21 protein-coding genes and 10 tRNA genes are annotated in these 24,537 nt (G+C 65.1%); 20 read left to right on the forward strand and 11 right to left on the reverse strand.

Annotated features, from left to right (window positions below):
• Nucleotides 1-61: 61 nt before the first annotated feature.
• The 4 genes from ACGFH6_RS17640 to ACGFH6_RS17655 all read right to left on the reverse strand — a co-directional run bounded on the left by ACGFH6_RS17640 (nt 62) and on the right by ACGFH6_RS17655 (nt 1,727).
• Nucleotides 62-286 (reverse strand): DUF3970 family protein, encoded by a 225-nt coding sequence (locus ACGFH6_RS17640; protein WP_393384850.1) that lies wholly within the window; start codon nt 284-286, stop codon nt 62-64.
• A gap of 4 nt (nt 287-290) precedes the next feature.
• Nucleotides 291-587, reverse strand: coding sequence for a hypothetical protein (locus tag ACGFH6_RS17645; protein WP_393384852.1), 297 nt, complete (start codon nt 585-587; stop codon nt 291-293).
• Nucleotides 588-726: 139 nt separating this feature from the next.
• Nucleotides 727-1,254, reverse strand: a complete 528-nt coding sequence (locus ACGFH6_RS17650) for a DNA cytosine methyltransferase (RefSeq protein ID WP_393384854.1) — start codon at nt 1,252-1,254, stop codon at nt 727-729.
• On the reverse strand, nt 1,254-1,727 hold the full coding sequence (locus ACGFH6_RS17655; protein WP_393384855.1) for a hypothetical protein: 474 nt from the start codon (nt 1,725-1,727) through the stop codon (nt 1,254-1,256). Before ACGFH6_RS17655 ends, ACGFH6_RS17650 begins: the two co-directional genes overlap by 1 nt.
• 90 nt (nt 1,728-1,817) lie before the next feature.
• Here ACGFH6_RS17655 and ACGFH6_RS17660 point away from each other — a divergent pair, with 90 nt between their 5' ends.
• The 3 genes from ACGFH6_RS17660 to ACGFH6_RS17670 are packed head-to-tail and all read left to right on the forward strand — an operon-like array spanning nt 1,818 to nt 5,704.
• Nucleotides 1,818-2,963 carry a tyrosine-type recombinase/integrase gene (locus tag ACGFH6_RS17660; protein ID WP_393384857.1) on the forward strand — a complete coding sequence of 382 codons (1,146 nt, stop codon included), beginning with the start codon at nt 1,818-1,820 and terminating at the stop codon, nt 2,961-2,963.
• Entirely contained in the window at nt 2,960-5,035 is a 2,076-nt protein-coding gene (locus ACGFH6_RS17665; protein ID WP_393384859.1) for a tyrosine-type recombinase/integrase, read from the forward strand. Before ACGFH6_RS17660 ends, ACGFH6_RS17665 begins: the two co-directional genes overlap by 4 nt.
• Before the next feature lie 48 nt (nt 5,036-5,083).
• Nucleotides 5,084-5,704, forward strand: coding sequence for a DUF6000 family protein (locus ACGFH6_RS17670; RefSeq protein WP_393384861.1), 621 nt, complete (start codon nt 5,084-5,086; stop codon nt 5,702-5,704).
• Between the two features lie 524 nt (nt 5,705-6,228).
• Here the strand turns inward: ACGFH6_RS17670 and ACGFH6_RS17675 are convergent.
• Nucleotides 6,229-9,216 (reverse strand): NACHT domain-containing protein, encoded by a 2,988-nt coding sequence (locus tag ACGFH6_RS17675; RefSeq protein WP_393384863.1) that lies wholly within the window; start codon nt 9,214-9,216, stop codon nt 6,229-6,231.
• Nucleotides 9,217-9,806: 590 nt separating this feature from the next.
• On the opposite strand from ACGFH6_RS17675, the gene ACGFH6_RS17680 reads away from it, so the two are divergent.
• The 3 genes from ACGFH6_RS17680 to ACGFH6_RS17690 all read left to right on the forward strand — a co-directional run bounded on the left by ACGFH6_RS17680 (nt 9,807) and on the right by ACGFH6_RS17690 (nt 11,756).
• A complete protein-coding gene (locus ACGFH6_RS17680; RefSeq protein ID WP_393384865.1) occupies nt 9,807-10,067 on the forward strand; it encodes a hypothetical protein in 261 nt (86 codons plus the stop codon).
• A gap of 434 nt (nt 10,068-10,501) precedes the next feature.
• Entirely contained in the window at nt 10,502-10,879 is a 378-nt protein-coding gene (locus tag ACGFH6_RS17685) for a PH domain-containing protein (RefSeq protein ID WP_393384867.1), read from the forward strand.
• Between the two features lie 313 nt (nt 10,880-11,192).
• Nucleotides 11,193-11,756 (forward strand): hypothetical protein, encoded by a 564-nt coding sequence (locus tag ACGFH6_RS17690; RefSeq protein ID WP_393384869.1) that lies wholly within the window; start codon nt 11,193-11,195, stop codon nt 11,754-11,756.
• A gap of 209 nt (nt 11,757-11,965) precedes the next feature.
• Here the strand turns inward: ACGFH6_RS17690 and ACGFH6_RS17695 are convergent, their stop codons facing one another.
• The 4 genes from ACGFH6_RS17695 to ACGFH6_RS17710 all read right to left on the reverse strand — a co-directional run bounded on the left by ACGFH6_RS17695 (nt 11,966) and on the right by ACGFH6_RS17710 (nt 15,328).
• Nucleotides 11,966-12,112, reverse strand: a complete 147-nt coding sequence (locus ACGFH6_RS17695; protein ID WP_393384870.1) for a hypothetical protein — start codon at nt 12,110-12,112, stop codon at nt 11,966-11,968.
• A gap of 797 nt (nt 12,113-12,909) precedes the next feature.
• Nucleotides 12,910-13,437 carry a hypothetical protein gene (locus ACGFH6_RS17700; protein ID WP_393384872.1) on the reverse strand — a complete coding sequence of 176 codons (528 nt, stop codon included), beginning with the start codon at nt 13,435-13,437 and terminating at the stop codon, nt 12,910-12,912.
• 254 nt (nt 13,438-13,691) lie between these two features.
• Nucleotides 13,692-14,087 carry a hypothetical protein gene (locus tag ACGFH6_RS17705; RefSeq protein WP_393384874.1) on the reverse strand — a complete coding sequence of 132 codons (396 nt, stop codon included), beginning with the start codon at nt 14,085-14,087 and terminating at the stop codon, nt 13,692-13,694.
• Between the two features lie 347 nt (nt 14,088-14,434).
• Complete coding sequence (locus tag ACGFH6_RS17710; RefSeq protein ID WP_393384876.1) at nt 14,435-15,328, reverse strand: hypothetical protein; 894 nt, start codon at nt 15,326-15,328, stop codon at nt 14,435-14,437.
• 716 nt (nt 15,329-16,044) lie between these two features.
• Here ACGFH6_RS17710 and ACGFH6_RS17715 point away from each other — a divergent pair.
• Nucleotides 16,045-16,173, forward strand: coding sequence for a hypothetical protein (locus ACGFH6_RS17715; RefSeq protein WP_393384877.1), 129 nt, complete (start codon nt 16,045-16,047; stop codon nt 16,171-16,173).
• A gap of 673 nt (nt 16,174-16,846) precedes the next feature.
• On the opposite strand, the gene ACGFH6_RS17720 is transcribed toward ACGFH6_RS17715, so the two are convergent.
• The gene (locus ACGFH6_RS17720; protein WP_393384879.1) at nt 16,847-18,508 is read right to left on the reverse strand and encodes a tyrosine-type recombinase/integrase; all 1,662 of its coding nucleotides are present in this window, start codon (nt 18,506-18,508) and stop codon (nt 16,847-16,849) included.
• Nucleotides 18,509-18,732: 224 nt separating this feature from the next.
• Nucleotides 18,733-18,805 (reverse strand) — tRNA-Thr (locus tag ACGFH6_RS17725).
• An 840-nt stretch (nt 18,806-19,645) separates the two neighbouring features.
• Between ACGFH6_RS17725 and ACGFH6_RS17730 the strand changes: the two genes are divergently transcribed.
• From ACGFH6_RS17730 to ACGFH6_RS17790, 13 genes are all read left to right on the forward strand, one after another.
• Nucleotides 19,646-19,721, forward strand: a tRNA-Pro gene (locus ACGFH6_RS17730).
• A 92-nt stretch (nt 19,722-19,813) separates the two neighbouring features.
• Nucleotides 19,814-19,887: transfer RNA gene (locus ACGFH6_RS17735), tRNA-Arg, on the forward strand.
• A 2-nt stretch (nt 19,888-19,889) separates the two neighbouring features.
• Nucleotides 19,890-19,963, forward strand: a tRNA-His gene (locus tag ACGFH6_RS17740).
• 70 nt (nt 19,964-20,033) lie between these two features.
• A tRNA-Leu gene (locus tag ACGFH6_RS17745) sits at nt 20,034-20,110 on the forward strand.
• Nucleotides 20,111-20,180: 70 nt separating this feature from the next.
• A complete protein-coding gene (locus ACGFH6_RS17750; RefSeq protein WP_131359720.1) occupies nt 20,181-20,627 on the forward strand; it encodes an HNH endonuclease in 447 nt (148 codons plus the stop codon).
• Nucleotides 20,628-20,663: 36 nt separating this feature from the next.
• Nucleotides 20,664-20,736 (forward strand) — tRNA-Gln (locus tag ACGFH6_RS17755).
• Nucleotides 20,737-20,742: 6 nt separating this feature from the next.
• Nucleotides 20,743-20,834: transfer RNA gene (locus ACGFH6_RS17760), tRNA-Ser, on the forward strand.
• A gap of 28 nt (nt 20,835-20,862) precedes the next feature.
• Nucleotides 20,863-22,059, forward strand: a complete 1,197-nt coding sequence (locus ACGFH6_RS17765) for an RtcB family protein (protein WP_393384882.1) — start codon at nt 20,863-20,865, stop codon at nt 22,057-22,059.
• A gap of 651 nt (nt 22,060-22,710) precedes the next feature.
• Nucleotides 22,711-22,799, forward strand: a tRNA-Ser gene (locus ACGFH6_RS17770).
• A 36-nt stretch (nt 22,800-22,835) separates the two neighbouring features.
• Nucleotides 22,836-22,908 (forward strand) — tRNA-Glu (locus tag ACGFH6_RS17775).
• 93 nt (nt 22,909-23,001) lie between these two features.
• Complete coding sequence (locus ACGFH6_RS17780; RefSeq protein ID WP_393384884.1) at nt 23,002-23,838, forward strand: alpha/beta fold hydrolase; 837 nt, start codon at nt 23,002-23,004, stop codon at nt 23,836-23,838.
• Nucleotides 23,839-23,855: 17 nt separating this feature from the next.
• A complete protein-coding gene (locus ACGFH6_RS17785; RefSeq protein WP_393384886.1) occupies nt 23,856-24,263 on the forward strand; it encodes a methyltransferase family protein in 408 nt (135 codons plus the stop codon).
• Nucleotides 24,260-24,343 (forward strand) — tRNA-Tyr (locus ACGFH6_RS17790). The genes ACGFH6_RS17785 and ACGFH6_RS17790 overlap by 4 nt, the downstream gene beginning before the upstream one ends.
• Nucleotides 24,344-24,537: the final 194 nt, after the last annotated feature.

Consider the following 24,537-nt stretch of genomic DNA (forward strand, 5'->3'; position numbering starts at 1 on the left):
GCTGCCCGGCTCAGCACCTGGTGCTCGGGGTCGCTGACCGCCCGACGCAGCGGGGAAGTGCTCACGGTTCAACCTCTCGGCGGTCGGGGAGGACTCGTTCGGTGCGCACTCGTTGCCGCGCGCTCCGGTTGGTGTGTTCGCGCAGTTCGAGGTAGACGCGGACGCCGAAGGAGCCGCGGTTGGGGTAGGCACGGTCGCTGCCCGCGACCTCGAAGTGGTCGCGCAGGTGGTCCACGAGGCGGGTGATTTCGTCGGGTTCTCCGGACAGCCGGACCTTGATCGTCATCGGTTCACTCGCTCCTGCTCGTGTCGATGGATGCGTTCTTGACCGCGGTCGCGCGGGCGGCGGCCTCGATGAGGTGGGGTCGTACGGCGTCGATCCAGGCGAGGAACTCGTCGGCCGGCCAGCGGCCTTCGTCCATCTCGACGTCGATCCCGTCAGTGACCCACACAGGTGGGAAGCCCAGCGAGAAGACGCGATTGTCGTCGCTGTGGCGGCGGGCCTCGATGACCAGGCTACGGTTCCCGGGCCAGTCGGCGCCGCGTTGGTGGTCGAATCGTCGGGTCAGGACCACGATCGGCGGCAACTCGGCCAGGTACGGGTCGTTGTCGTCGGGGGGGTGCGGACAGCATCATGGGATCTCCCTTTGGTTGACGGTTACGTGTCAGCGGCCGGGCGGCCGAGGGGCCGGACCTTCCACCGAGGTCCGGCCGACTGCGGTCCGGTCAGGCGGTGAGTTCGGTGAGGTCGTGTCCGAGGGATTCGGCGACGGCGGCGATGAGGTCGCGTGCGGCGGGTGGGGTGACGGCGTTGCCGAGCTGGCGGACCTTCTCGCGCTTGTTGCCCAGCACCACGTATCCGTCGGTGAACGCCATTCCGGCCGCGACCTCGTGGGGCTCCAGCATCCGGAACAGGCAGTCTTCAACGGCGACGGTCTGCGGCTCTAGCACTGACTGGTGTCCGGCGGTGGTGAGGGTCCGCAGTGTCTCGGTGGCGGGTGTGCACATCTCTGCGCCGGTGGAGCGGGTGCCGTTGTTGCGCATGACCAGGGCGTACCGGTCGCGGGTGGTGAACGTGCCGTGCGGCTCGCTCGTGGCGCGGTTGGTGGCGTTGCCGTAGTAGGGCATCAGCAGTCCGTGGTGGTTGCCTGCGGCAGCGAACGTGTCGAACGGGTCGGTCGCCTTCTTCGTGGTGTTGTTGTTGCGCAGCGGCACCACCAGCGCCTCGGACTCACGCGTGGTCCTGGTCCGCATCACCTCCGCCAGCGTCGTCGCGGTCTCGTTCCAGGTACCGCCCGCGGGACCAGCAGGCCGGTCTCGTTGCGGGTCGTCATAGTGCGCATCGCCTCCGACAGCGGAGCGGCGCTCTTGCCGTCGCGGCCCTCGACCGGCACCAGCAACTCCGGCCTCACGTACCGCTCGAGTCCGGCGCGGATGCGGGACATGGTCTTGTCGGCCAGCGGCCGGGCCCGGTCTCCGATCCGTACGCCGGTCAGGCTCCAGTCGATCGCCGCTGCCGCCGGAAGCCAGCCCGGCTCCACGACCTGGTTACGGCAGGCGACGTTCGGGCAGCGCCACACGTACTGAGCGCGGTAGCGGCCCCAGGTCCGTTCAGGCTTCTTCCAGGCCTGCATTGCCCGCACCAGCTGGCCGCAGCCCTCGCACCACGCCTTCGGCCGGGTCCATCGGTTCAGGTCCGGGCAGCTCGTCTTGCGCAGGTGTGCCACACCGTTATCTGGACAATCTGCGTGCTGTCCGCTCGTTGGCGACCGTTCTGGCGTCCGGAATCGTCGCGCCGGATGCACTACGTTCCGGCCATGCGTGTTGTGAAGGTGACGGACTCGGATCCTGGTGAGCCAGCGGTCCTGTTGCTCGATGCCGATGGCAACGAGGTGTCGGAGGTCTGTGAGTTCCTCAGGACGCTGACGGTGCGGCGGTTCTCTCCGAACACGGTCCGGGCCTACGCCTACGACCTGCAGAAGCTGATGCTGTTCCTGACCGACCAGGACCTGACGGTTGACGAGTTCACGCCGGCTCGCGCGGTCGAGTTCCTCGCGTCGTTGCGCCGAATGCCGTCGGCGCGTCGGGCCCAACGGCTGGACCTGTCGGCGACGACGGCCGGTGGGCGGCTGCTGGCGCCGCGGACCTGCAACCGGATCCTCGGCGCGGTCTCGTCGTTCTACGAGTTCCTGATCACCACCGAGCGCTACCACGGTCCGGAGAACCCCGTGCTCAAGCAGACCGATCTGGCCTCGGCGCGGGTTCCGGATCGCTGGAAGCCACCACTGCTGACCTCCGGCAAGCAGCGTCCGATCCGGCGCAGCCTGCGAGTCAAGACCACCGAGCCGCTGCCCCGACCGATCTCCGACGACACCTACCGCGCCCTCATCTTGGTGATGCGCACCCGACGCGACGGGGCCCTGCTGGAACTCATGCACGAGGGTGGGCTTCGGCCGGGCGAGGCCCTGGGCCTGCACCTGGAGGACATCTCCTACGGCCGCCGCCGGATCACCGTGCGGTGGCGCGACGACCATCCGCGAGGCGTGCGGCAGAAGTCCCGCCGCGATCGCGTGGTCGACCTGCTGGAAGGCCGGGCGCTGCCGGCCGTCAACGACTACGTGCTGCGCGAGCGCCCCCAGGACGCCGACACGACCCTGGTGTTCCTGGTCGGCGGCCGCGGCAAGCGACGCTGCGAGCCGCTCAGCTACGACGGCCTGGTGCGGATGTTCGCCCGGGCCGCCGAGCGCGCCGGGGTTCGCGACGCCTGGCTGACACCGCACAGCCTGCGGCACACCCACGCCACCCGCATGTCTGAAGGCGGCATGCGCGACCTGACCCTGATGACCCGGCTCGGACACGCCAGCCCGGACTCCACCAAGATCTACACCCGGATCAGCGACCCCGAGGTGCTCGCCGACTACCAGCGCGCCGTGGACCAGCACCGGGACGGGGACGGCTCGTGAGTAACGTCGCTCCGCTGCCATCACAGCACCCCCGCCCCGGCAAGATCCCGGCCCACTGCCCCGACGACGAGTACGCGGCCTTCCTCACCCGAACCAGCTGGTCCGCCGACCGACGCCAGCGCCTGCTGCTCAAGCAACGCCGGTTCGTCGCCCGCTATCCCGACCTGGAGGCCTGGCTGCAGCTCCCGCTGCGGGAGCGGCTCGGGTGGCGCAACAACGAGCGGCAGAGCCGCCGAAGCCAACCCGGACCCGAGCACGACGTCACCGCCGGCTGGATCAACGTCAACGCACGGCAGTACCTCATCTACCTCGGCCTGACCGGCCGGCTGCGGCTCGACTGGGGCTGGCTGCTGGGCATCGGCGTGCTCAAGCCCTGGGCGATCGCCGACGACCTCGGCCTGCCGCTGGTCGCGCAGACCGACGCGCTCCTTGAGCGATCGGCCGAGCTCGGGCTGGGCTTCAAGGACTGCCGACACCGCACGCACTGGACGGTCTCCCGGCTGGTCCTGCACCGGGCCGACCCGGACCTGTCCACAATCACCATCGACGACGTCGAGCAGCTCCGCGACGCGATCCGCACGGTCGACCAGATCCCCGGCATCCACGACGCGCTCGACGACAACAAACTCGAAACGGCACCCAGGGTCTGGGGCACCTGGGCGTTCCAGACCGGCGTGACCATGTTCCACGCCGGCGTCATCGACCGCCTGCCCCAGCGGAACGCCACCAGACCCCGGAAGCCGCTGAGCACACTGCCGCGCGTCTTCGCGGTGATGGACCGCTACCTCGCCGAGCGGGCCCTGTTCGACCGGCCCGCATCCGTAGAGCAGACCCGGCAGGCGCTCCGCCGACTGTCGGCCTGGCTCGCCGAGACCCGGCCCGCCGTGGACAGCCTCGCCGAACTCAAACGCGCCGACCTGCTGGACTTCCTGGCCTGGCTGCAGCACCAGCGCAAGGTCAAGCACCCCACCGAAGAACTCTCCCCCGGCTACCAGCGCATCATCGTCTGGCAGATCACCAGGTTCTTCCGCAACGCAACCCAGGCCGAATGGGACGACGTCCCCGTCCGGCCACCGCTCACCCCGGCCGACGTGCCACGAACCGTCACCCGGGTCCCGCGCTACATCCCCACCCACGAACTCGAGCCGCTGATGGAACAGATCCGACAGTTGGACTGCCTGCTGCAACGCTGCGCCCTGCTGATCGCGCGCTGGAGCGGCGCCCGGCGCACCGAGATCCGCAAACTGCACCTCGACTGCCTCGACGCCTACCCCGACGGCACGCCCCGCCTGCGCCTGGCCGCGGGCAAGTCCCGCAAGGAACGCAGCGTCCCCATCCATCAAGAGGCCGCCGACGCGATCCAGGCCCTCGCCGCCATCCGCCACCAGCAGCCCGACCGAGGCGTCTACGACCCCGATCTCGCCCGGCCGGTTCGCCGGCTGTTCCTCCACAACGGCCGGCTCGCCAGCCCCGACTACCTGTTCGCCGCACCGCTCAAACAGGCCTGCGCCCAGCTCGGTCTCCTCAGCACCGACGGAAAACCACAGGTCCACCCGCACCGGTTCCGGCACACCCTCGGCACCCAGCTCGCCGAGAAGGGCGCCAAGACCCTCACAATCATGAAAATCCTCGGCCACGCCAGCGCCGGCATGTCGATGACCTACGCCCACATCTCCGACCCGGTCGTGCTCGCCGACTACCAGGCCGTCCTCCAGCCCGGCGCGCTCCTCGCCGGCGCGCAAGCCGACGTCATCCGCGCCGGCCGCCTCGACCAGGAATCGCTGGACTGGCTGAAGACCAACTTCTACAAGACCGAATTCGAACTCGGCCACTGCCTCCGACTGCCGCAGGAAGGCCCATGCGAGTGTGACCTCTACCTGACCTGCCCGAAGTTCCTCACCACGACCAAGTACGCGCCACGGCTCCGCGAACGGCTCTGCGTCGAACAGCAACTCGCCGCCGACGCCGAAGCCCGCGGCTGGGCCCGCGAGGTCGAACGGCACCAGCGCACCGCCGAACGGGTTCGTGCGCTCCTGGGCGAACTCGAAGAACCGGAGGAGGCTGATGAGTGACATCACCGCGCTTGGCCACCAGCCCGCGTCCAAGGTAAGAATGTCCACATGACCATTCGGTCGCCCCACGACCCTGAAATCGTCGATACCATTCGCCGCTACGTGATTTGGGCCGTCGACCAGCCAGGTGAGTCGCGCTACCTGAAGCTCCTGAACGCCAACTTCCTGCAGGAGAACGAACCCGACCGCGAGGCCTTCGGCGGAGCCCTGGCCGAGGACGCACGCCAGATCAGCGACGAAGACCTCGAGAAGCTGCTCTCCAGTGAATGGCGCGCCCGGCTCACTGCGGCCTGGCTCATAGGCCTTGACCGGCGCGTCAAGTTCCGGCAGATCCTCGGCAAACTGCTCCTTGAGAGCCAGCTCACCTACGCCGGCCAGGGATACTGCTTTGCCCTCGCCCGGTTCGAGCAGCCAGAGGACGCCGACATCCTTGCGGCCTACTTGGAGCACTACCTGCCCAGGACCGACTGCCACTACGACCAGGACCGGGCCATCGGGTCGCTTCTGCACCTCGACGAGAAGCTCGGCACCAACCGCGCCCACCGGTTCCTGTCTCCCGACGGACCATGGCACCATTCCGCGTTCGCAGACCGTGACCCCGACGAATGCCACCGCAGAACAGCGGCGCTCTGCGCCCTCGCCGATCAGCTCATGCGCATTGACAACTAACGCGACACGCCCGGGACACGAGTAGCCAAGGAATTTCCAGCAGCCGCGAACGGACCCATAGGCCCCGAAAGTGTCCAGATAAGCCCGAATACCTGGACATGCTGGACAAGGTTGGCCCAGCAAGGCTGATCGATCACGTCCGCGAGGTAGAGCGGGCTGATCCCGACGGTGCACGCTATCCCCGCACGAAGCGGCATGACGACGCCACCCTGGCCAACTGGTGCGCAAACGCCGTTGGCTCGACCTGTCCCTCACCGTCGAGCATGGGCCGGCAAGCGACCTAACAGACGGTCCCAGACATGGTAGGTGTCATCCCGCCATGTGACCCAGATTGCCCGTCATAAGTCGCCGTTAATCGCTCAGGTAGGTATCTGGCGGGGCCTACGCGATGGACCAACGTTCGGCGCCCTTCGCGTCCCTCCGCGCTCATACAGGCGGCCCAGCACCGGGTTCCAGATCAGGCGGGTCAGCCTGTCGAGCTCCTTCTGAACCTTTGCCTCCGACTGCGTCTCGCATGAAACCAGTTAGCCCTCGGCGGCGTCATCGTCAGGTAGGCCGGCGTTGTCAATCTCGGACTGGAGATATTCCTCGGCATCGCCCTCTGCACGCGGATCCAGATCGCGCGCAGCACGGTCAGCAAGCCGGTCCATGTCGCTCTCGGTCAGATTGGATTCTTCCCACTCGTCCAGGTCCTCGGGACCGCCCGCGTGCGATGAAGGCTTCTGCAAACCCTCATCGGCGACCCAGCCGCCCCTGGCCGGATCCCACACCGGACCCCGCCCCGTGTAAACCAAACTTATCTTTTCCAAGCACCATGACTTTACCCAGCCCGGGATCGACTCGTCGAGATCCTTCAGGTTCCTTTTCCTTCTAGGCGCGCGCCGCCGTAAGACAAGTTGACCGACATCAAACCCGTAACATGCGCTTACGATCGGCCCAAGGCTCGCTGGCGGCAGGACTGTCTCACTACATATTAACAGCGACGCAAGCAGTGCTTCTCTGACCACGCTGGACTCACAAGTCCACACCCCATCATGGGGGCCGACTCGATCGAGTCTGTCCGTCAGAAGACGGCGGAACACGCCTTCAGACAGGATATCGACAGCATTGCCAGCTGCAACGGCCTGAATCCATCGCTGAAGAAGGTTCAGCTGAGTGTCCGTCGTCGGCGCACCGAGAAGATGATGCTCAATAGTCCACCATACGGCTCCTAAGCAGATTCCGAACTGTCCCTTAGCGACGATAAGTCCGGACGGTGTAAACCTGGCCGGCTCGTTCACTTGCCCTGAGAGCGCCAACCAGGACAAGGCTGTCGATTCCGGGCCGAAACTACTCGCCGTTGAAGCGGCTACCTCCTGCATCCTGCGCGCTTGTGAACCCCATTCGTCACGGAACCATCCTGCTTGGTCAGTAAGTTCCAGAGTCGCCCACCCATCGATGAACATCCTCTGCGCAACGCGATTGTCGACCAGGTACTCGGAAGTGAAGTGCGATCGAGCATCCGGGTTAAGATTCAGTAGAGCTACGAACGTTTCAAGGCTAATCCTGCGACGTGAGGACCAATCGTCACACAGCATGTTGAAAGCCCGCTCCCGACTACGCTGCGGAAGCAGCGTGCCATCGATCAGGCGAATTGGCAGCGCACTGTTCTCGCTTCTTTCGCAGACTTCCTCGAATACTCGCCAGCCTCCCCCGTCTTCCTTGTCGTCGTATGCTTGAATCATAAGCTCCGGTAAGACCGAGGTAGGGTCGGCGCGAAATGCTGCAGTGATGTCTTTGGCGACAGCCTTCGCGTTGGTCGCCGCACGACATAACGATTCAGCCGTGAAATATTCTAGGAAAGTCCTGTGTGAGAAGCCGAATATTCGCTCACCGTGCTCGCTTGTACCGATCTTTGCGAGCAGCCAGGCCCGGCCCGCGCAGAATTCTAGGAAGTCAGCGGCGCGAGTCTTCGCCTCCAACTCGTCGATCCCGGCAATATCGGCGAGATAGCGGCCGATCGCCTTAACGATCACCTTCTCTTCAAGTCCAGCCTGAGCCGCTTTAGATTTATAGACCCACCGGGCGATCTCTTGCATCAACCGTTGACCGTAGGCAGGCATATCTTCGGTTTGCGATATCCCGCGATGCGCGTCCCATCTAATGAAGAGGAGCTCAGCGCATTTCCCATAGATATCGCGGCGCTTACGTGGAATCGATCCTCTGGCGCGATACAGGATGCAGAGGAGTGATAATAGAAGCGGATTACTCCTGAGATCCGTGACGGTCTGCGACTCGACAATGAAGGGTTCGGTGAGCTCTGGCCGCTCGACTAGCGAGAACCAACGGGCTGCATAGTCCGCAACCTGTGCTTCCGTAAATTCCTTGAGCTTGTAGTGTTGGAAGATTCGCTTATCCAGCGCTGCCCGCTGATAGCCAATTTCACGAGAGGTCACAAGAATTGAAGTTGACGGATATGCTCGACATAGCCCTTCGATGCGTTCAACCATTTCCACGCGGGTAGAGATGTTGGCGATCTCGTCAAGCCCGTCAACAATTAACTCAATTCGCCCTAGGAGCAGCAGGCCTCGCAACGCGGCGGCGCTTTCATGCATATCAAACACACGGTGGAGCATCTTGGCTAAGTACTCGGTCAGGGAACTTGACCAACCTTCGCGAAGATAGTCCCTGCAGCGTATGGCGAGAGTGATGCGAGGGATCTCCTCGCCATGCGACAAGCCGTATACGAGATGGGAGACGAATGTTGTCTTCCCGGCTCCCGGAGCTCCGGTGAGAACGACTCTATACGGCGAGCCGTTTGCCATTAGAGTTTCCGAGCTCTCTTCACCGCCATCTTCCCGGTAGACCACCCTCGGAATATATAAGCGCGCGAAATCGGCTGCTGTGTCGACATCTGTGTGGGTCAGAATAGGAGGCGGTTGGCGGTTATCCACGCGCTCCAGCAGGGCTACATACAGCTCCTCAAGCTCTGCCAATTGCTCAATATCACTTGCGAGTGCAGCAATTCTGCTGACGTAGGCCGTTAGCTCGTTGCCTTTACGACGAACCCGCAGAGGCGTCGCAACGAATCTGGAAAACTGAGACGCCTCGTCGGCCACCTTTTCATCATTCACAGCCGAGAGACCATCTTCCAACAAGGAAACGATCCGTGCCCACACCAGAGGGGCTGCTCTGAGCCATTTCTCCGGAGAATCGATATTCCACTTCTCGGCGGCCTTGACAAAGGACGTCTTGACAACTCCCAACGTCTTATCGGTATCCGACTCCGGCGGACCTAGCAGGGAAACCGCTAGGAGACTCAGGATCGGTCGAACCGACGGTGAGCGCAGGAAACTCTCGACGTCAGCGATTTGTGGCGCTGTCAGCGAGCGTTCAGCGAGATCGTCCGCGAGGTGCAGCCAACTTGCTTCGAATCGCCCTGCGAGTCGAAGCCACCGAAGTCCTCTGCTCCCTGCGGTCAGCGCAACTCCGCCCGCGACCTGAGCGACAGTGCCCGAAATCAGCTCTCCCATGGCGGAACGATAGCCCTCAATCGGTGCGGCTGTGCCATGTCTGCAGGCGACAGCGGCAGCCGAGAACATGCCAGTCCATTGCGGCCGGAATCGTCGAGCTCTTGTCGACTCTGACGCTCTCGCCGTCTCCGAGGGGCGTCCGCCGGCAAAGATGGCGCGCTCGCTCCCCGCGGTACGCCCAGGCTGAGCTGAGCCAAATTTGGCATGCGCGACGGAGGTGTAGTCAGTGTCGCCGAGGGGCACAGCCGCCGCCGTGGCGTGGTCGACGGCAATAATCTGAAACTGGCCGGGGTTCTGCTGGGTGAATTCGTGCATCAGTTCGTAGAGCCGGCTGTCCGTCGGCTCGTCACCTGGCCGGGCGTTCGACAGAGCGTAGGTGCGCAATGCATGATCTGACGTTGGGTCAGGGGTGGCCCGTTCATCAGTGGGGGATCTCATCATGAAGGCAGTCCTGTGGGCAGCCGCTACCGTCGCGCTTACCGGCGGCCTGGCAGCTTGTGGAGAGGCAGATAGACCGCAGGCGTCCACCACCGTCGGCACCGGCGCCCGTCGCGAGCGCGCCTGCGACCGATCCGGCCACGACCTCAGCGGTGGCGCCGGAGGCGGCCGCGGAGTCCGCCTTCGTCCTTGAGGTGATGGGCGAGATGCCCGAGCTCGTGCTCGCGCGTCCCGAGCTGGTCAGGCTGGGTCACACCACGTGCCAGGCGTTCCGAGACAAGCCCGGCTCGGTGCAGTTCCTTGTCGACAACATGACGAAGGCTCGTCAGTCCGCAGAGCAGATCAAGACGGCGAAGGTGGTTGCCATCGCCGCGATCCACACCTTGTGCACCGACCAGGCAGGCGACCTGTAGGCACAACGACCCCGCTGAGCGCGGGTGTGGCTCGCTCCATGACGCGAACTGGGGTCAACCTGTGCTGGCAGACGTGTCCAGACGGACTGGCGGCGGCACTCCCGACGCCTAGAGATGGCAGAGTCGATGCCATCGCGCAGCCTTTTAATCCGCTGGTTCCTACGAGTGCCAATCAATGGCCGTGGTCACTGCGTCACACACCCTTTCCACCGTGCGCCCCGGTCCCGCAGGCGCGGAGTATGTCAACGGCCTCGAGCGATGACCGTTCATGATTGAGCTGACCAACGGCCCATACTCACGCCATGCTCGAAACTCCGCCGTCGGCCCGGATTGGCGTCTCCTTCGAACCGTTCGGCGACTGCCACCCTGTGGTGTGCCTAGACTGCATCTGAATGACCCGAGACCGACAACGCACCAACGGCGAGGGACTGATCATGACGAACGTCATCTTCGACAAGCGAGATCAACTTGACAAGATTACTGCAGGACTCCTGCAGGGGGAGACGATTGTCGCGGTGTACGACGCAACCGGCGGCAGCACCGGGTTCATTGGGCTGACCAATACCCGGGTCGTCATCCAGGACAACTCATTCGTCGGGAAGCAGGCCGCCGTGACCAGCATTCCATATAGCCGTATCAAGTCAGTCTCCTACGTGTCCGACAAGAACGTCTTTGGGAAGTTCGCCTCCTCGAGCACGGTCGCGATCGATACCGGCGGTAAGACCTATGAGGTCCGGTTCCGGGGCGAGGAGAAGGCCGTGCACGCCCACAACGTGATCCTCTGGAACATGCTCCAACTCTCCGGCCGATAGGACTGGCGATGGTCCCGGCGAGCGAGGCTTGCGACCATCTTGTGCATACGTCACTCGGTCCAGGATGTACGAAACGCTACCGGCAACATGTTCCTCCGCAGTCAGACGTTGCCGTCGGTACTGCCGAGTCGCGACAGAGCAGCAATTATCAAGGCATCTTCGACAAGCCGCTTCGCGAGCTCGATCAACTCGTTGCTGAGCCGGCTGTGGCCTCGACGGCCTGCAGAATGAGTTGGGTGGCTGCCAAGCATTAGCCGTTAGCCGTCTCGAGTGAGCGCCTGCGCCCACGCGTTACGCGGCACGAAGGGGGACCATGAGAAAGCGAGTCAACGCGATCACCGCGGCGGCAGTGATCGGGCTGCTGGGGATTGCGGGGTGTGGTGGTGGCGGGGCTGGCGATAGCGAACCGGTGGTGCAAACGCCGACCACCGTGCGCGAGAACGTTCAGACTACGCCACCTCCGCCATCAAGTGCCTCGCCAACAGCCGTAGCTAGGTCGGCGAAGCAGCATGCCACGGTCATCAAGGCAGCCGTGTCGACCGTCACGCGGATCATCCAGATCACCGAGGACAACGACCCGAACGACAAGATCGGCCGGCCCAACGGCTACACCGACGCCTCCGTCCTGTATGACCGCACCATCACCTGCACCGAGCTTGGCGTGGATTGCGGCGCCACGATTGAGATCTGGCCAACGGCCGACGATGCCAAAGCCCGCGCGGCATATATCCAGGAAATCCTGAAAGGAGCGCCCACGCTCGGCGCAGAGTACGACTTCCTCAACGGATCAGCGCTGCTGAGAGTCGCAGGCGGCATCAAGCCGTCCAAGGCCACGGCATACGCCGCAGCCTTCGGCGGTGAGCCGTACGAGGGCTGAACATGGCAGGGAGGGGACGCATCGCCGGCGCAGGTTCCGGCAGGAACTGGTACTGGGCACCCGCGGGCCATGGTTCGCGCCATGAAAACGTGTCTAACAGAGTGCGTCGAGTCGGTCAGAGAGGCCTCTGGTCGGACAACTAGACACAGAACGACCCCGGACATCGGTTCCGGGCGTTGCTGGGTATTCGGGTGTGTGTGTTTCCGGGCTTACCGCTTACGCGCCTGGTTGCGTTGGGCTTGGGCGATGGCTCGCTGCGTTTCGCGGATGCCGAACATGACGAGCTTGGCCAGGATCTGCATCATTGCGATGGTCAGTTTCACCACGCCGCTGATAATGGCTACGACGATGTCCACTTGATGCTTCCCCCTTCTTCAGATGATCGCGATCGCTGGGCTCGGCGTTACAGCTAGTCGCACGCATCGTACGGGCTGACCGTCGGTGTACCCGACCTGACCGATGCCCGTCCGGGTCGGCGGCCGCGGGGCGAGCAGTCGGCCGCGGCTGGTGGTCGCTGTCCATGATCGGAACCCGTCTGTCGAGCTCCCGGCGTCAGGCTAGAGCCGGGACTCGATCGATGAGGGAATCCAGAACGACCGCGTCTACGCCGGCCGGATACGCGGCCGACGTCGTCTTTCGAGGACACGAGCTGGCCTACGGCCTCCCAGCCGGCCGGGTCCAGAGGTCAACTCCACCTCTCCAAGCTATCCGCCACCACAGACAAGGAAGGAGCGACTTCGAGCTGTATCCACTGCAGGCAACACGAGTCGCCACGACTTCGGCCCCACGTTTGGCCCCGCGATCGCCGGTCTCTCATGGGCCTCTCTGCGCCCGATCGTCCCCTGACCTGCACGTTTGGTGGGTGCCCCCGGCAGGATTCGAACCTGCGGCACATGGTTTAGGAAAGCGATGCAAGACCTTGCTGCCGTCAGTGTCTGTTGAGTCTGGAGTGTTCGCGAGCGGCTCGTGCCTGCCGGCGGGGCCTCGCACCTCGACGCAATGCGGGCGGCGGCTCCACCCGTCGGTGGCGCCGGGGTCGCGGCCTGACGACACCTCAAGAGTTTGGGCTAGATCTGGCGGTGCGCGGAGTTGTCCACAACTCGACGGTATGACTGCGGATGTAATAGGCACTGGGGCGCCGCGTGGGCGGCACTCAGCCTCCTGGACGGACGTGCTTACACAGTCCGCGCGGGCGGTATGCGCCCGGCACCCCTTCGCCGGCGGCGGACCAGAACTTGCTTGCGTCGCCGAGGTGGCCGCCGAGGGTGTGCCATGCCACGCCGGGGTGCTCGTCGCGCAGAGCGGATAGGCCGGCGCTGGCTATGCCCATGCGCTGATAGCGCGGGATGGTGTACGGCTGTTCGACCCAGCCGAGACTGCATCGGCGGCAGACGCGGTAGTCAACGGCGAATACGAATTCGCCCTCTCGGTTTTCGGGATCTGCGAGGTTGGCTGCACGCTGACGCCAGCCAACGCGTTCGGCGGTGATCGTGTCCTGCCAGGGATTGGGCAGCCGGGGAATCACTGGCCAGTCTCTACGGTGTCCGAGCCGGCCGCGGCTGATCCAGCGAAGAAGATCATGCAGCGGCCGACGTCCGGACACGCGGCCAACGTCTGTCGTCGAAGACAAGAGCTGGCGCACAGCGTCCCAGTCGGGTGCGCCGTCAGGTGTCGAATCCATCACTGAAAGCTACCTCGGGTCTGGGGCAACGGGGACTGACGCCGCGGTGTCCCGGCGAAGGGGCAGGATGTCGTGGGATCAAACGTGGTGCGAAATGGAGTCAATGCGAGTCGTCTGGTGTGCTCGGAAGCCCTTCAAACCGGGGGCATTGCCGCCCAGAGTGGCTGGTTCATACGCCATCATTGCCCCTTTTAACCCGCAGGTCCACCATTCGAGCACCTCCTAGACCGCCAATTGTCCGCGCACTGTTTGGATCAGCGGCCAACTTCCAGTTGCTTAGCCGCACCTGTGACGAATGCCGCGTTCCAATAGCCTGTGTCAGCGTAGAACGCATACTCCCACTCGATCCCGACACTCGCTGTGAACTTACCCACCTTGCCCGGACTAAACGTCACTTTGAAATGGCACGCGGCTCCCTCGACAAGGACTCCCGCGCAGGTACCTGCGCGAACGCTGAACGGGGACGGCGGATTATCCGAAACAATCTCGACTGCGAGGATTCGGACAGCAAGGTTACCTCGATCGTCTTCCGGGTTGCTAACCGAGCCGTCCTTGGTGTGGCTGCTGAGGACATTCACGGCCCCGAATTCAATAGGCACACCGATGATAATCGGTTTAAACCCGTCTCCTCCGGGAACCGGTGGTTTCACGTTCCCAGAGTTTGGCGGCTCGGACGGTGGCTCGGTCGGCGATGCCGGCGAGTCGGATGCCGTGGGCAGCCCTGAAGAGGACGCTGATGTCGGCGCGGACTGGCCCGTGGACGGCCCCGTGGGCGAGCCTGCCCCAGTGGCTGACCCCGAAGCCGAAGGAAGCGCGGTGGTGGGCGGCGCGAGGTTCGAGGTAGACGGCTGACCACCAGATGAGGGAGCGGCGACCGATGTCTGGGGAAGACCTGGCTGTCTGCCGCTCTGGTCCCCTCCGGCGTCGCTGCAACTTCCCAGCGCGACCACGTGCAGGGCGAAGACGGACGCTAGGGCCATGGATCGACGGTTTGGCATCACAGCACTCCCGGTGGTGAGAACTCGAAACGAAGGTCAGTTGTGTCGGCGAGGACAATCACGGCATCGCCCTGGCCCCGCCAGTTCTTCGGCAGGAGGAAGTACCTGTCGTCACTGCGGATGAGAAGCCGCAGACCGCTGTACTGCCAGCGGTACTTCGAGGCCGTGTTGCCAATCTGCAATGCCTCTAGACCGTCCTCCGCTGGCAGGTCTAACGGTTTGGTGCTGTAGATCGCGACGCCTGCGAGCTTGTCGAAGCCGTGACACGTGAAGCCGTGTGATTCCAGCGCTCCGGCGGCGTGTGCGTAAAGGGAGAACGACCAGAACGTGCCGACGAGCACGAGTGCGGACGCGACCACGTGCATCAGGCGGTGCCAGGCTGGAGGGATAACGGATGCGCCTTGCGCCAGCTGTCTGAGCAGCCAACTCCCGTAGATGATAAGGACGACACCAGTCGGCAGTACCAACGGTCGCCACCAGTGGCCGAGTGACGCGTCTTCGCATTGGGCCCCAAATGAGTAGTCGCTAGTGACGCCGCCTCCGTAAACCGAAGCACCCCGAACGACCAGAATGGATCCGACGACTATCGCCAGCGCACCGGCGGTCTGCAGACCACGTCTTCGCCGCAGAGTGCCACCATGCTCCCCTCGTCGCAGCAGCCAGGTCACACCAACGTGCAGCCAAATGACCGCAAGAATTCCGACCAGTAGGTAGACCATCGGCCGGAGAAGCGCAGCCACGGAACGCAGCACGAAGTCGGCCGTGCTGAATCCGAGCACACTCGGATCAATCCCGAAGTACAGCACCCTGCTGCTCACGATCTGGAACCCAAACCACACTGCGAGCGCCGTCAGCACGCCAAAGAGCGGGACGACTGCAACTACCCAGTCCACGATTGACGACCACGCAACTGGGCTGTGACTAGTTTCGCTGCGGCGCGCTGCGCCGGCCACTTTGCGTGTGCGGTTCATCATTGCGGCCCCCCGGGTCACCCAGACCGTGCAGGCTGCGACTGCACCCTCCGGCGGCCACTCCCAGGCGTTGCTACTTCTGCGGCGATTCGCCCTCGCTACTTGGCCTGCGGATTGTGATTGACGTTGCCTATGACAGTCGTACTCCCCGCGCACGCTTCCCGTCGAGACGTCTGCACACCATGCGCCGGAGTTCCCATGGAATCTCGCACGGTGGGCGACCAGCTGACCCGTATCTGCAACCGGAGTCTCAATCAGTGGATTGACCCAAGGCATACACATTGCGGATAACACCCAAACGATGAGCGAGGGACAGATGCCGACAAGGCGTAAGAACCGCAACAGGTACAGCTGAGCAGGACACCACCTGCGCAGTGCGACCTACCTGTTTGATCGCGACCACCTTGCGGCGCCTAATTTCTCCGAGGAACCGCGGACTGAGGTGACAGCAGCGCAATCTGTCATTGAACTTGCCGGCTCCCCGCCGCCAGGCACCCCCTCTCCGACCTCGCCCCAGACCTGGCGCGATTCGCCTAAGTGGCCACCGAGGGTGTGCCACGCCAGCCGAGGAAGTTCGGCGCGCAGCACGGCCAAGCCGGCTCTCGCCAAACCGAGCCGCTGATAGCGCGGGATCGTGTATGGCTGCTCAACCCAGCCGAGGCCCGTACAGCGACCACCCGGGGCGATCGTCGCTGACGCAACCGGTGTTCACCACCCGCCAGCTGGCCGAGCTGGTGACGTCGGCGAAATTCAAGATCAGCACCTGATCACGGCACCAGCACCACGGAAGGGCCGCTCCCGGCGAAGCGAACGGTGCTTGGCAGGCGACCGGCACGCCGTGCCCGAGTGGGAGACCCACCGATGAGCCGCCTGATGTACCACCTCGGTCGCCGGTGGGACACCTGGCTGGAGCTGACACGGGCCGAGGCCGTGCTCAGCGAGATCGACTTCAGGATGTCGAAGGCTGCGCACCGAGGCCGAGCCTCGGTTGCAGAAGGCAACGAACGACTATCACGTCATCCGAGCGCGTCGTGCCCGGAAGAGGCATCGGGAAGGCCACTCTGAAGAGCCTGGCCAGCGCTGCCCACAAGACGTGACCAGGCGGGCCACGCACAACCCGTGCTGTGCAGCCACAAGGTGCCGCTCTGCTGCCGGCACTACCGGCGCGCACTTCGTAGAGGTGGGCTTCTGCTGCACGTCGGAAACGCTGGTCATCCTTCGCGCAACAGATCGTCAGTAGTGCTGAATGCCCGCGCCGACGGCAGAGTCTCGCGAGGGACGGCGTGGGACCGTTCGTGGGCCCAACTGGAGTCAATGGTGCTGGACGAGGGGGCCAGATCGGGTCGAGACACGAATTCCCGGAGCCTGAAGTCGGCCCTGTGGCAACGGCCGTCGGACACATAAATCCCTGGCTGGCGCGTCGCTTGGTGTTGCGTCGGATCACGGCGCGAGCGCCACGTACGTAGTAAGAATCGCGTTGTCGCCAGGTCGACGGACGATCAACTCGAAGTCGTCGATCTCGCCAGGCTTGGAGCCGTGGCGTTTTACAGCACCAACTAGCAGCCGGTGCAGCGACTTCGTGTCCCCCGGACTGGCCTGAGTATGCAGGCTGGCTACCGTGGCACCAAGCCTGCGGACCTCCAGCTCAATCGCTTCAGCTTCGACGATGATCTGAGCAGGCTGACCTACCGGCGACTCGGGGTCGCCGACAGCTGAAGTCTCCGCTGACCGGGGAGCGACAAGGGTCGGCCGTCCGGGCTCGACCCGGACGAGTCCCCACTCGCTGAGCAGCTGCACGGCACGCTGCGCCGTCGAAGGCGATACGCCGTTCTGTCGGCCGATCTCCTTGACCGACGGAATCGGCAACCCCATGACTAGCGTGCCAGCGTAGATGCGATCGCGCAGCTCAATCGCCAGCTTCTCAAAGGGGTGCTTCGGATCGAACTCCACTTTCGGGGGAAGGTCCGCAATGCGCGGCCGAGCTGGCATCCGTGGTGTCACCGTGCCGGCGGCACGCTGGTCGGCCTCCGATACCCAGGCCGAGTAATGCCGCCCCGTCGTGGCTCCACCACCACCGTGGCCGTGGCGGCCCGCGACCGTGCGGATGTCCACGCCCGCCGACAGCAGCTCGGTTGCGTTGTACGTACGGAGCTTGTGGATTGAGGTGTCGATCCCAAGTCGAGCGACCAGTCTGCTGTACCGCTGAGTGACCGAATCGGGCTTGAGGTGGGTCGCTCCTAATGGGTCCCGGGAGAACATGAACGCGTCGCGCGCAAGCCTGGTGCCGAGTTCACGTGCACGCTGATCACAGCGGGCTCGATGTTCAGACAGCACCATGATGGTCTCGGGATCGAGGACGATCCGTCGGTCGTCCTCATTCTTAGTGTCCTTCTCCCATGTCTCCTTGCCATACTGCCCAATCGCACGCTGGACATGGATAACCCCCCTCTCGAGGTCGACGTGGCTCCAACGGATACCGCAAAGCTCGCCTCGCCGGTTGCCAGCCACCATGGTTAACCAGATCAGTGCGCCCCAATCGGGATCCTTCCAAGCTTCATTGACGATGGCCGCGGCGTCCTCCACGGATGGCGGCCTCGGCCTCGGCTTCGGCGGCGACGGCGGCTCGGCAAAGTCAATGGGGTTGATGGTCACCCACTTCAGGCGGACCGCGCGCCGGAATGCCCCGCTGAGGATCTGGTGAATGTAGAGGATGCTCGACTCGCTGAGTGGCTCGCATGCGTGAGGCCTGCAACGCTCGTCGCAGTCGTGTGCTCGATCGGTTCGGTGATCGGTCCTGGGCTGCCGGTCGCAGTGGTCCCGGCACCGCCGCAACTCGGAGTAGAACGAGTCCGTCACGTCGGCGTCGATCGCGCGCACCTTCTGCCGACCGATGAACGGAATGATGTGCTTGTCGGCTTGGCTGCGGTAGTTCTTCTTCGTCTTGAACCCGAGTTTGGCGTCGGCCAGGTGCCGCTCCAGGAGCTGCTCGACGGTCGCGTCCGTCCGGGGATGGCGCCGTTCGTAGACCTCCAGCCGGAAGCGTGCGAGCACCGCTTCTGCCTGACCTTCCGCGTTCGGCCCGGCCGGCACGGTGTCTCTCAAGTAGACCCGGTCCTTCGAGATCGGATCCGACCGGCGTAAACGCTGATCCGTAGCGAGCCGGACGGCAACGTCTCAATCTGGCCGCGCTGACGCTTCGGCTTCGCCTTGTCCTTGGCCACGTTGCGCAGCCTACGACCGGCTCGCACCACGACCCGCACCACGGGCGGGGGAAAGAAGAAACCCCCAGGGTCAGAAAGTGGCCTCTGACCTGGGGGTTCTCACTGAGCCGCCTGTCGGAATCGAACCGACGACCTTCTCATTACGAGTGAGACGCTCTGCCGACTGAGCTAAGGCGGCGGGTGGCGCGGACGCCGAGGCAAGAGTGTAGCGGGAGGGTGGGGGTGATTCCGAATCGGATAGGGATCGAAGGAGCCGAGGGGGTCGGGGGGCGGCCTGGCGGGGGTGGCTGAGGGGCCTGGGCCGGGGTGGGCGGTCAGGGGGTGGTTGCAGTCGGTAGTGGTGGAGGTGGGGGTACGTCGGGCGGTCGGTGGATGGCGGCGGAACCTGTCTGGGGTTGGGTACGTCGGAAGGGGCAGGAAATAGCGTGGGAACAATTGAAACGGCAAATGCGTTGACGTGGTTGTGAGGGATGCGCCAGACTAATCCCCGCAAGGACTACAGACCTAGGAGTGATCGTGTACCGAGAGTGGAACCCGAGGAAAGCCTGGCGGTTGGATGCCATGGCTTTGTCGGCGTGCCTGCGATCAGTGCACATCGATGCCTTCTATCACCAGCTCAGCGGGACCGAACTGAGCCCGAGTCCGGGCGGCCCACCTGTGTGATCTCCATCGGGAGATCATCCCAGGAGCCGTCTGAGCCGGGCCACCGGCAGCAGGCGGCTCTTTTCCTTTTGCCCCATTTCACCACGTCGGTGCGCAATGGTTGCGGACCGGATTCCAAACCCGCGTCACGAGGGTTCGATTCCTTCCACCGATGCTTTTCCGGTATTCACGGATACCGACTCGAACAATTGACAACTGGACATTCATCGCATTTTCTCCCGGGTCACCGACGGCCCGGGAGACCTTCCCTGCGGCGCCGCCCGTGCGCCGGGGAAGACGCCCGGACCGCCGGCTCACACGAGCCGGGCGAGCTCGGGCACCCGTCCCTGGGGCTCGCAACGCCCCGGGGACGTCACCAGCTGTGGGCCAGTGGCCAGGCCACCTCATTTGGGATGAGGACGACGGGGGTTCGAGTCCCTCCAGCTGGACCAGGCGCCCGCAGGATGCTCTGCTACCGGCCGAGCGGGCGCCACGAACGTGCCCTGCGACGGAAATTCGCATCACATCCGGCGCAGGGCGCTCAGCGCCCGTGGCTCAACCGGAGAGAGCACCTGCCTACGAAGCAGGAGCGTGCAGGTTCAAGTCCTGCCGGGCGTGCTGTGTCCGAGGCTGAAGCGGGCGACGCGCCGGGATGTGGACCCGGAGGAAGCGGGTTCGAGCCCCGCCGGACACCCTCAGGTACGCCGGCCGGCCGGGTCCAGTTACCCCCGTCCGGTCGCCGTACGTGACAGAACGCAGTACCTGCGGCTCTGGCCCAATTGGGAGAGGCGCCTGGCTTAGGACCAGGAGGTTCAGGGTTCGAATCCCTGGGGCCGCACCACACGACCGACACCGAGATCACCCGACCTGACCGCGAGCTGTCGGGCACACTGGATGGGAGGAGGAACCACATGAGCGGTGTGATCGTGCTCAACGCCTCGTACGAGCAACTGCATGTCGTGTCGGTCCAGCACGCCATCCGGATGCTCGTCCGGGAGGTCGCCGTTGTCGAGGAAGCGCACGACGGCGCGAGCATCGGACCATTCCCCCTCCCCCGGGTACTGCGTCTCGTCCGGTACGTCGTGACGAAGTGGCGGTACGCGTCCGGCCGGCTGCAGTACACACGGGCCGGCGTACTGAAGCGGGACAAGTACACCTGCGCCTACTGCGGTAAGCCCGGTGCCACGACGATGGACCACGTGGTTCCGCGGTCGCGCGGCGGACGCGGCGAGTGGCTGAACGCTGTCGCCGCACACTCGTCCTGCAACGAGAAGAAGGGCTCACGCACGCCTGAAGAGGCCGGTATGCCGCTGCTGTGGCAGCCGTGGATCCCTTCCCGTGCCGAGTTGGCGCTCTGACGCGAACACCCAGCCGGGTGTCGCGCCGGAGCGTGATGCCAGGTGGGCGACGGTGACCCACCCTCGGTTCTGACCCGAGGTCCCGCAGGTTCGAGCCCTGCTCTGGCAGCTCTCAGGTGGAATAAGCCGAGCGTTGGCCTACCGGCAGCCGTCTCGAAAACGGTCGATCCTTCACCGGATGTGTGGGTTCGAGTCCCACTTCCACCGCATGCACACGAACGAGGAGGGTGAGGATATGAACGTGGAGTTTCCGGTGGAGCTGAGCGGGGCCAAGAGCTCCACGCTCATGTGGGCGCAGGAGCACGAGGTGGGTGCGCAGGCGCTGCGGCAGCTGCGGAACATCGCGGCCCTGCCGTGGGTGTACGGCGTCCGGGTGATGCCGGATGTGCACCTCGGCAAGGGTGCGACCGTCGGGTCGGTGATCGCGATGTACCAGGCGGTGTCGCCGGCCGCGGTGGGGGTCGACATCGGGTGCGGGATGGAAGGTGTCCTGACCTCGCTGACGGCCGCGGACCTGCCGGATGACCTGTCGGCGATCCGTTCGCGGATCGAGGCCGCCGTACCGGTTGGGTTCCGGGCGCACGAGGACCCGGTGAGCATCCGGCGGCTCGGGCTGGACCCGCGGGGGTGGGAGCGGCTGTGGGGGTCGTTCACCAGCCTGCACGACGGGGTGCAGGACCGGGAGTCGAAGGCGAAGAAGCAGATGGGTTCGCTGGGTGGCGGCAACCACTTCATCGAGGTCTGCCTCGACGACGAGGACCGCGTGTGGCTGATGCTGCACTCGGGCAGCCGCAACATCGGCAAGGAACTCGCCGAGCGGCACATGCGGATCGCGCGGGACCTGCCGCACAACGCGGACCTGCCGGACCGTGATCTCGCGGTGTTCCTGTCGGGTACGCCGGAGATGGAGGCGTACCGGCGGGACCTCACGTGGGCGCAGCGGTATGCGTCGGGCAACCGTGCGGTGATGCTGGCGCTGGTGATGCAGGCGGTGCGGGAGTCGTTCGAGCAGGAGGTGCGGTTCGAGCAGCCGATCTCGTGCCACCACAACTACGTGGCCGAGGAGAGCATCGACGGGCTCGACCTGCTCGTCACCCGCAAGGGTGCGATCCGGGCCGGGCGCGGGGACCTCGGGCTGATCCCGGGGTCGATGGGCACGGGGTCGTACGTCGTCCGCGGTCTTGGGTCGGAGCGGTCGTTCTACTCGGCCTCGCACGGGGCAGGCCGGCGGATGAGCCGTAACGAGGCGAAGCGCCGGTACACGGTCGACGACCTGGTCGCGCAGACCACGGGGGTCGAGTCCCGCAAGGACGCCGGGGTGATCGACGAGATCCCCGCGGCGTACAAGGACATCGAGTCCGTCATCGCCGCCCAGTCGGACCTGGTCGAGGTCGTCGCCCACCTCAAGCAGGTCATCTGCGTGAAGGGCTGAAGCGGTGGGCGGGTCCGCGGTCGTGGGCCTGCCTGCCGTGCGCCTCTTCCTTTGCACTAAGCGTACAAGTGCGAGGGCTGAGGACGTGGGGGTTATCCACAAGATGCGCCGCCCGCCGTCGTCAGGGGAGACGGCGGGCGGCGGAGTCGGAGATCCGGCAGCGGGCGCCAAGGTCCGCCGGTTGGCGCGGAGGATCTGGCGGCGGACGGGACGTCCGCCGGCGGGCGCAAAGGATCTGCCGGCGGACAGGACGTCCGCCGGCGGGCGCAAAGGATCTGCCGGCGGACAGGACGTCCGCCGGCGGGCGCAAAGGATCTGCCGGCGGACAGGACGTCCGGCAGCGGGCGCCAAGGGCCGTCGGTTGGCGCAGAGGATCTGGCGGCGGACGGGACGTCCGGCAGCGGGCGCCAAGGGCCGTCGGTTGGCGCGGAGGATCTGGCGGACGGGACGTCCGCCGGTGGGCAGGGAGGTCGAGGATGGGTCGGGGAGCGTGTGGCGGAGTTGGGGTAGTGAGGTGCGTGGTGCGTTGGCTCGGTGTGGTCGGCGGACGTCAGGACAGGAGGTAGTGGACGTCGGATGAATCTGTCCGGCGTCGTCAGGCGAGCGACGGGTGGCCCCAGCGAGTACCTCCTGTCGTCATGCACGGTTCGAGGTGAGGTCCGCCTGTGGGTAGGGGCAGCGGTTTGCTAAACCGTCGATCGGCTTCGGTTGGTCCGTGAGTTCGAATCTCACTCTCACCGCTGGGGCGGCCGGGATGGACCGGCCGCCCCTGCCAGGCCCCGTTGGTCTAGTGGTCAGGACGTCCGGTTCTCATCCGGAAGATCACCGGTTCGAATCCGGTACGGGGTACGTGGTTCTGCGCAGGCCTGGCCGACCTGGTTGCGTGGTTCTTCGGAAGCGGAAGCGAGTAGCCAGTGCCTACGGTTGGTACCGAGGTGAGCCATGGATGACAGGGCGCGGTTGCTGCGAGGGCTTGCTGTCGATGAGCGGCGGGTCGAGGTCGGCGGTGTTCCGACGACGATGCTCGTCGGTGGCGATGGCCCGCCGCTGGTCTTGCTGCACGGGGGAATCGAGTGTGGAGGGATCTACTGGGCACCGGTGATCTCCCGGTTGGCGGAGGAGCACCGGCTCGTCGTTCCCGACGTACCGGGGCTTGGCGAGTCTGATCCGGTTGAGCGCCTGGATACCGCGACGTTCGACGCATGGTTCACCGATCTGCTTCGGTTGACGTGTGACGGGGCGCCGACCTTGGTCGCGCATTCACTGCTAGGGACGCTGGCGGCGCGCTACGCGGGGAGACGTGGAGAGCTGCTCCAGCGGTTGGTGCTCTACGGTGCGCCGGGAGTCGGGGCGTACCGGATGCCACTTGGACTTCGGGTGATGGCGGTCAGGTTCGCGGTTCGGCCTTCCGAGCGGAACATGGAGAGGTTCGAACGCTGGGCGTTCGCCAACCTGGACCGTGTCCGCGAGCGGGACCCGGACTGGCTCGACGCCTTCACCGCCTACACGCGGAGCCGCGCACGTATGCCACACGTCAAGCGGACGATGCGCCAACTGGTGGCAACAGGTACCGAACAGGTCCACGAGCTCATCGACGTGCCGACAACGTTGGTCTGGGGAGCGCAGGACCGATTCGTACCGCTGGCGCTTGCGGAGGAAGCGGGGGCTCGGCTCGGCTGGCCGTTGCAGGTGATCGATGCGGCCGGACACGTCCCGCACATCGAGCAACCGGGTGCCTTCACGCGCGCCATCGAGGAAGTACTACGAACGCCGGTCTGACCGCCGCGCTGCGGAATGTGCCGATTCCCGAAGCCGGCCTGGCGGGGATCGCGGCCGGGATCGCGCTCGAGCAGGTCCGCCCGTGGCGGTTGATGCGCCGGCGCGCGGCTGGATCGGCAGCGGTTGGAGCCGGGAGCCTGATCGTTGCGGCCGCCGTGAAAGCTGCCGCACGGACGGAGCTCGCAGAGCCGGACGAGCTGGTGACGACCGGGGTGTACGGCGTGAGCCGCAATCCGATGTACGTCGGCTGCACCCTGCTGCACCTGGGAGTCGGCCTTCTCACCCGGTCCGGATGGGTGCTGGCGACGTTGCCGTTGGCCGCCGCGGCGATGCACCGGGACGTAGTCGGTGAGGAACTCCGGTTGAGCGAAAGGTTCCCGGACGAATTTCGGCAGTACTGCGAAGCAGTCCGCCGATACCTGTAGGAGCGCCGCCGCGGGAGAGGCGGGGCGGGCTGTAATCCCGTCGCCTTCGGGCTGAGCAGGTTCGAATCCTGTCTCCTGCACGCACAAGGATGCCTTGGGCAACAAACAACATGAGAAGAGAGGAGGACCGGCCATGGCCGACCTCAGGAACAGGAAGCGAGTGCCCGGCGGTAGGACCGGTGCTCCAGTGAAGCAGGGTCATGCGCTGCGCCGGGTGCACCTGGCCTGTGGGCATGTACAGCGTGATCGGATCGCCCACCGTGGCGATCACGTC

Source organism: Kribbella sp. NPDC049227, assembly GCF_043197265.1.
Lineage (GTDB): Bacteria > Actinomycetota > Actinomycetes > Propionibacteriales > Kribbellaceae > Kribbella.

Excerpts from the sequence above, each read along its gene's own strand:
- ACGFH6_RS17690 (WP_393384869.1), top strand. The coding sequence starts at position 11,193 with ATGAGAAAGCGAGTCAACGCGATCACCGCGGCGGCAGTGATCGGGCTG.
- ACGFH6_RS17675 (WP_393384863.1), bottom strand. The coding sequence starts at position 9,216 with ATGGGAGAGCTGATTTCGGGCACTGTCGCTCAGGTCGCGGGCGGAGTT.
- ACGFH6_RS17685 (WP_393384867.1), top strand. The coding sequence starts at position 10,502 with ATGACGAACGTCATCTTCGACAAGCGAGATCAACTTGACAAGATTACT.
- ACGFH6_RS17650 (WP_393384854.1), bottom strand. The coding sequence starts at position 1,254 with ATGCGGACCAGGACCACGCGTGAGTCCGAGGCGCTGGTGGTGCCGCTG.
- ACGFH6_RS17715 (WP_393384877.1), top strand. The coding sequence starts at position 16,045 with ATGGCTGCTCAACCCAGCCGAGGCCCGTACAGCGACCACCCGGGGCGA.
- ACGFH6_RS17700 (WP_393384872.1), bottom strand. The coding sequence starts at position 13,437 with ATGGATTCGACACCTGACGGCGCACCCGACTGGGACGCTGTGCGCCAG.
- ACGFH6_RS17660 (WP_393384857.1), top strand. The coding sequence starts at position 1,818 with ATGCGTGTTGTGAAGGTGACGGACTCGGATCCTGGTGAGCCAGCGGTC.
- ACGFH6_RS17670 (WP_393384861.1), top strand. The coding sequence starts at position 5,084 with ATGACCATTCGGTCGCCCCACGACCCTGAAATCGTCGATACCATTCGC.
- ACGFH6_RS17750 (WP_131359720.1), top strand. The coding sequence starts at position 20,181 with ATGAGCGGTGTGATCGTGCTCAACGCCTCGTACGAGCAACTGCATGTC.
- ACGFH6_RS17765 (WP_393384882.1), top strand. The coding sequence starts at position 20,863 with ATGAACGTGGAGTTTCCGGTGGAGCTGAGCGGGGCCAAGAGCTCCACG.
- ACGFH6_RS17640 (WP_393384850.1), bottom strand. The coding sequence starts at position 286 with ATGACGATCAAGGTCCGGCTGTCCGGAGAACCCGACGAAATCACCCGC.
- ACGFH6_RS17780 (WP_393384884.1), top strand. The coding sequence starts at position 23,002 with ATGGATGACAGGGCGCGGTTGCTGCGAGGGCTTGCTGTCGATGAGCGG.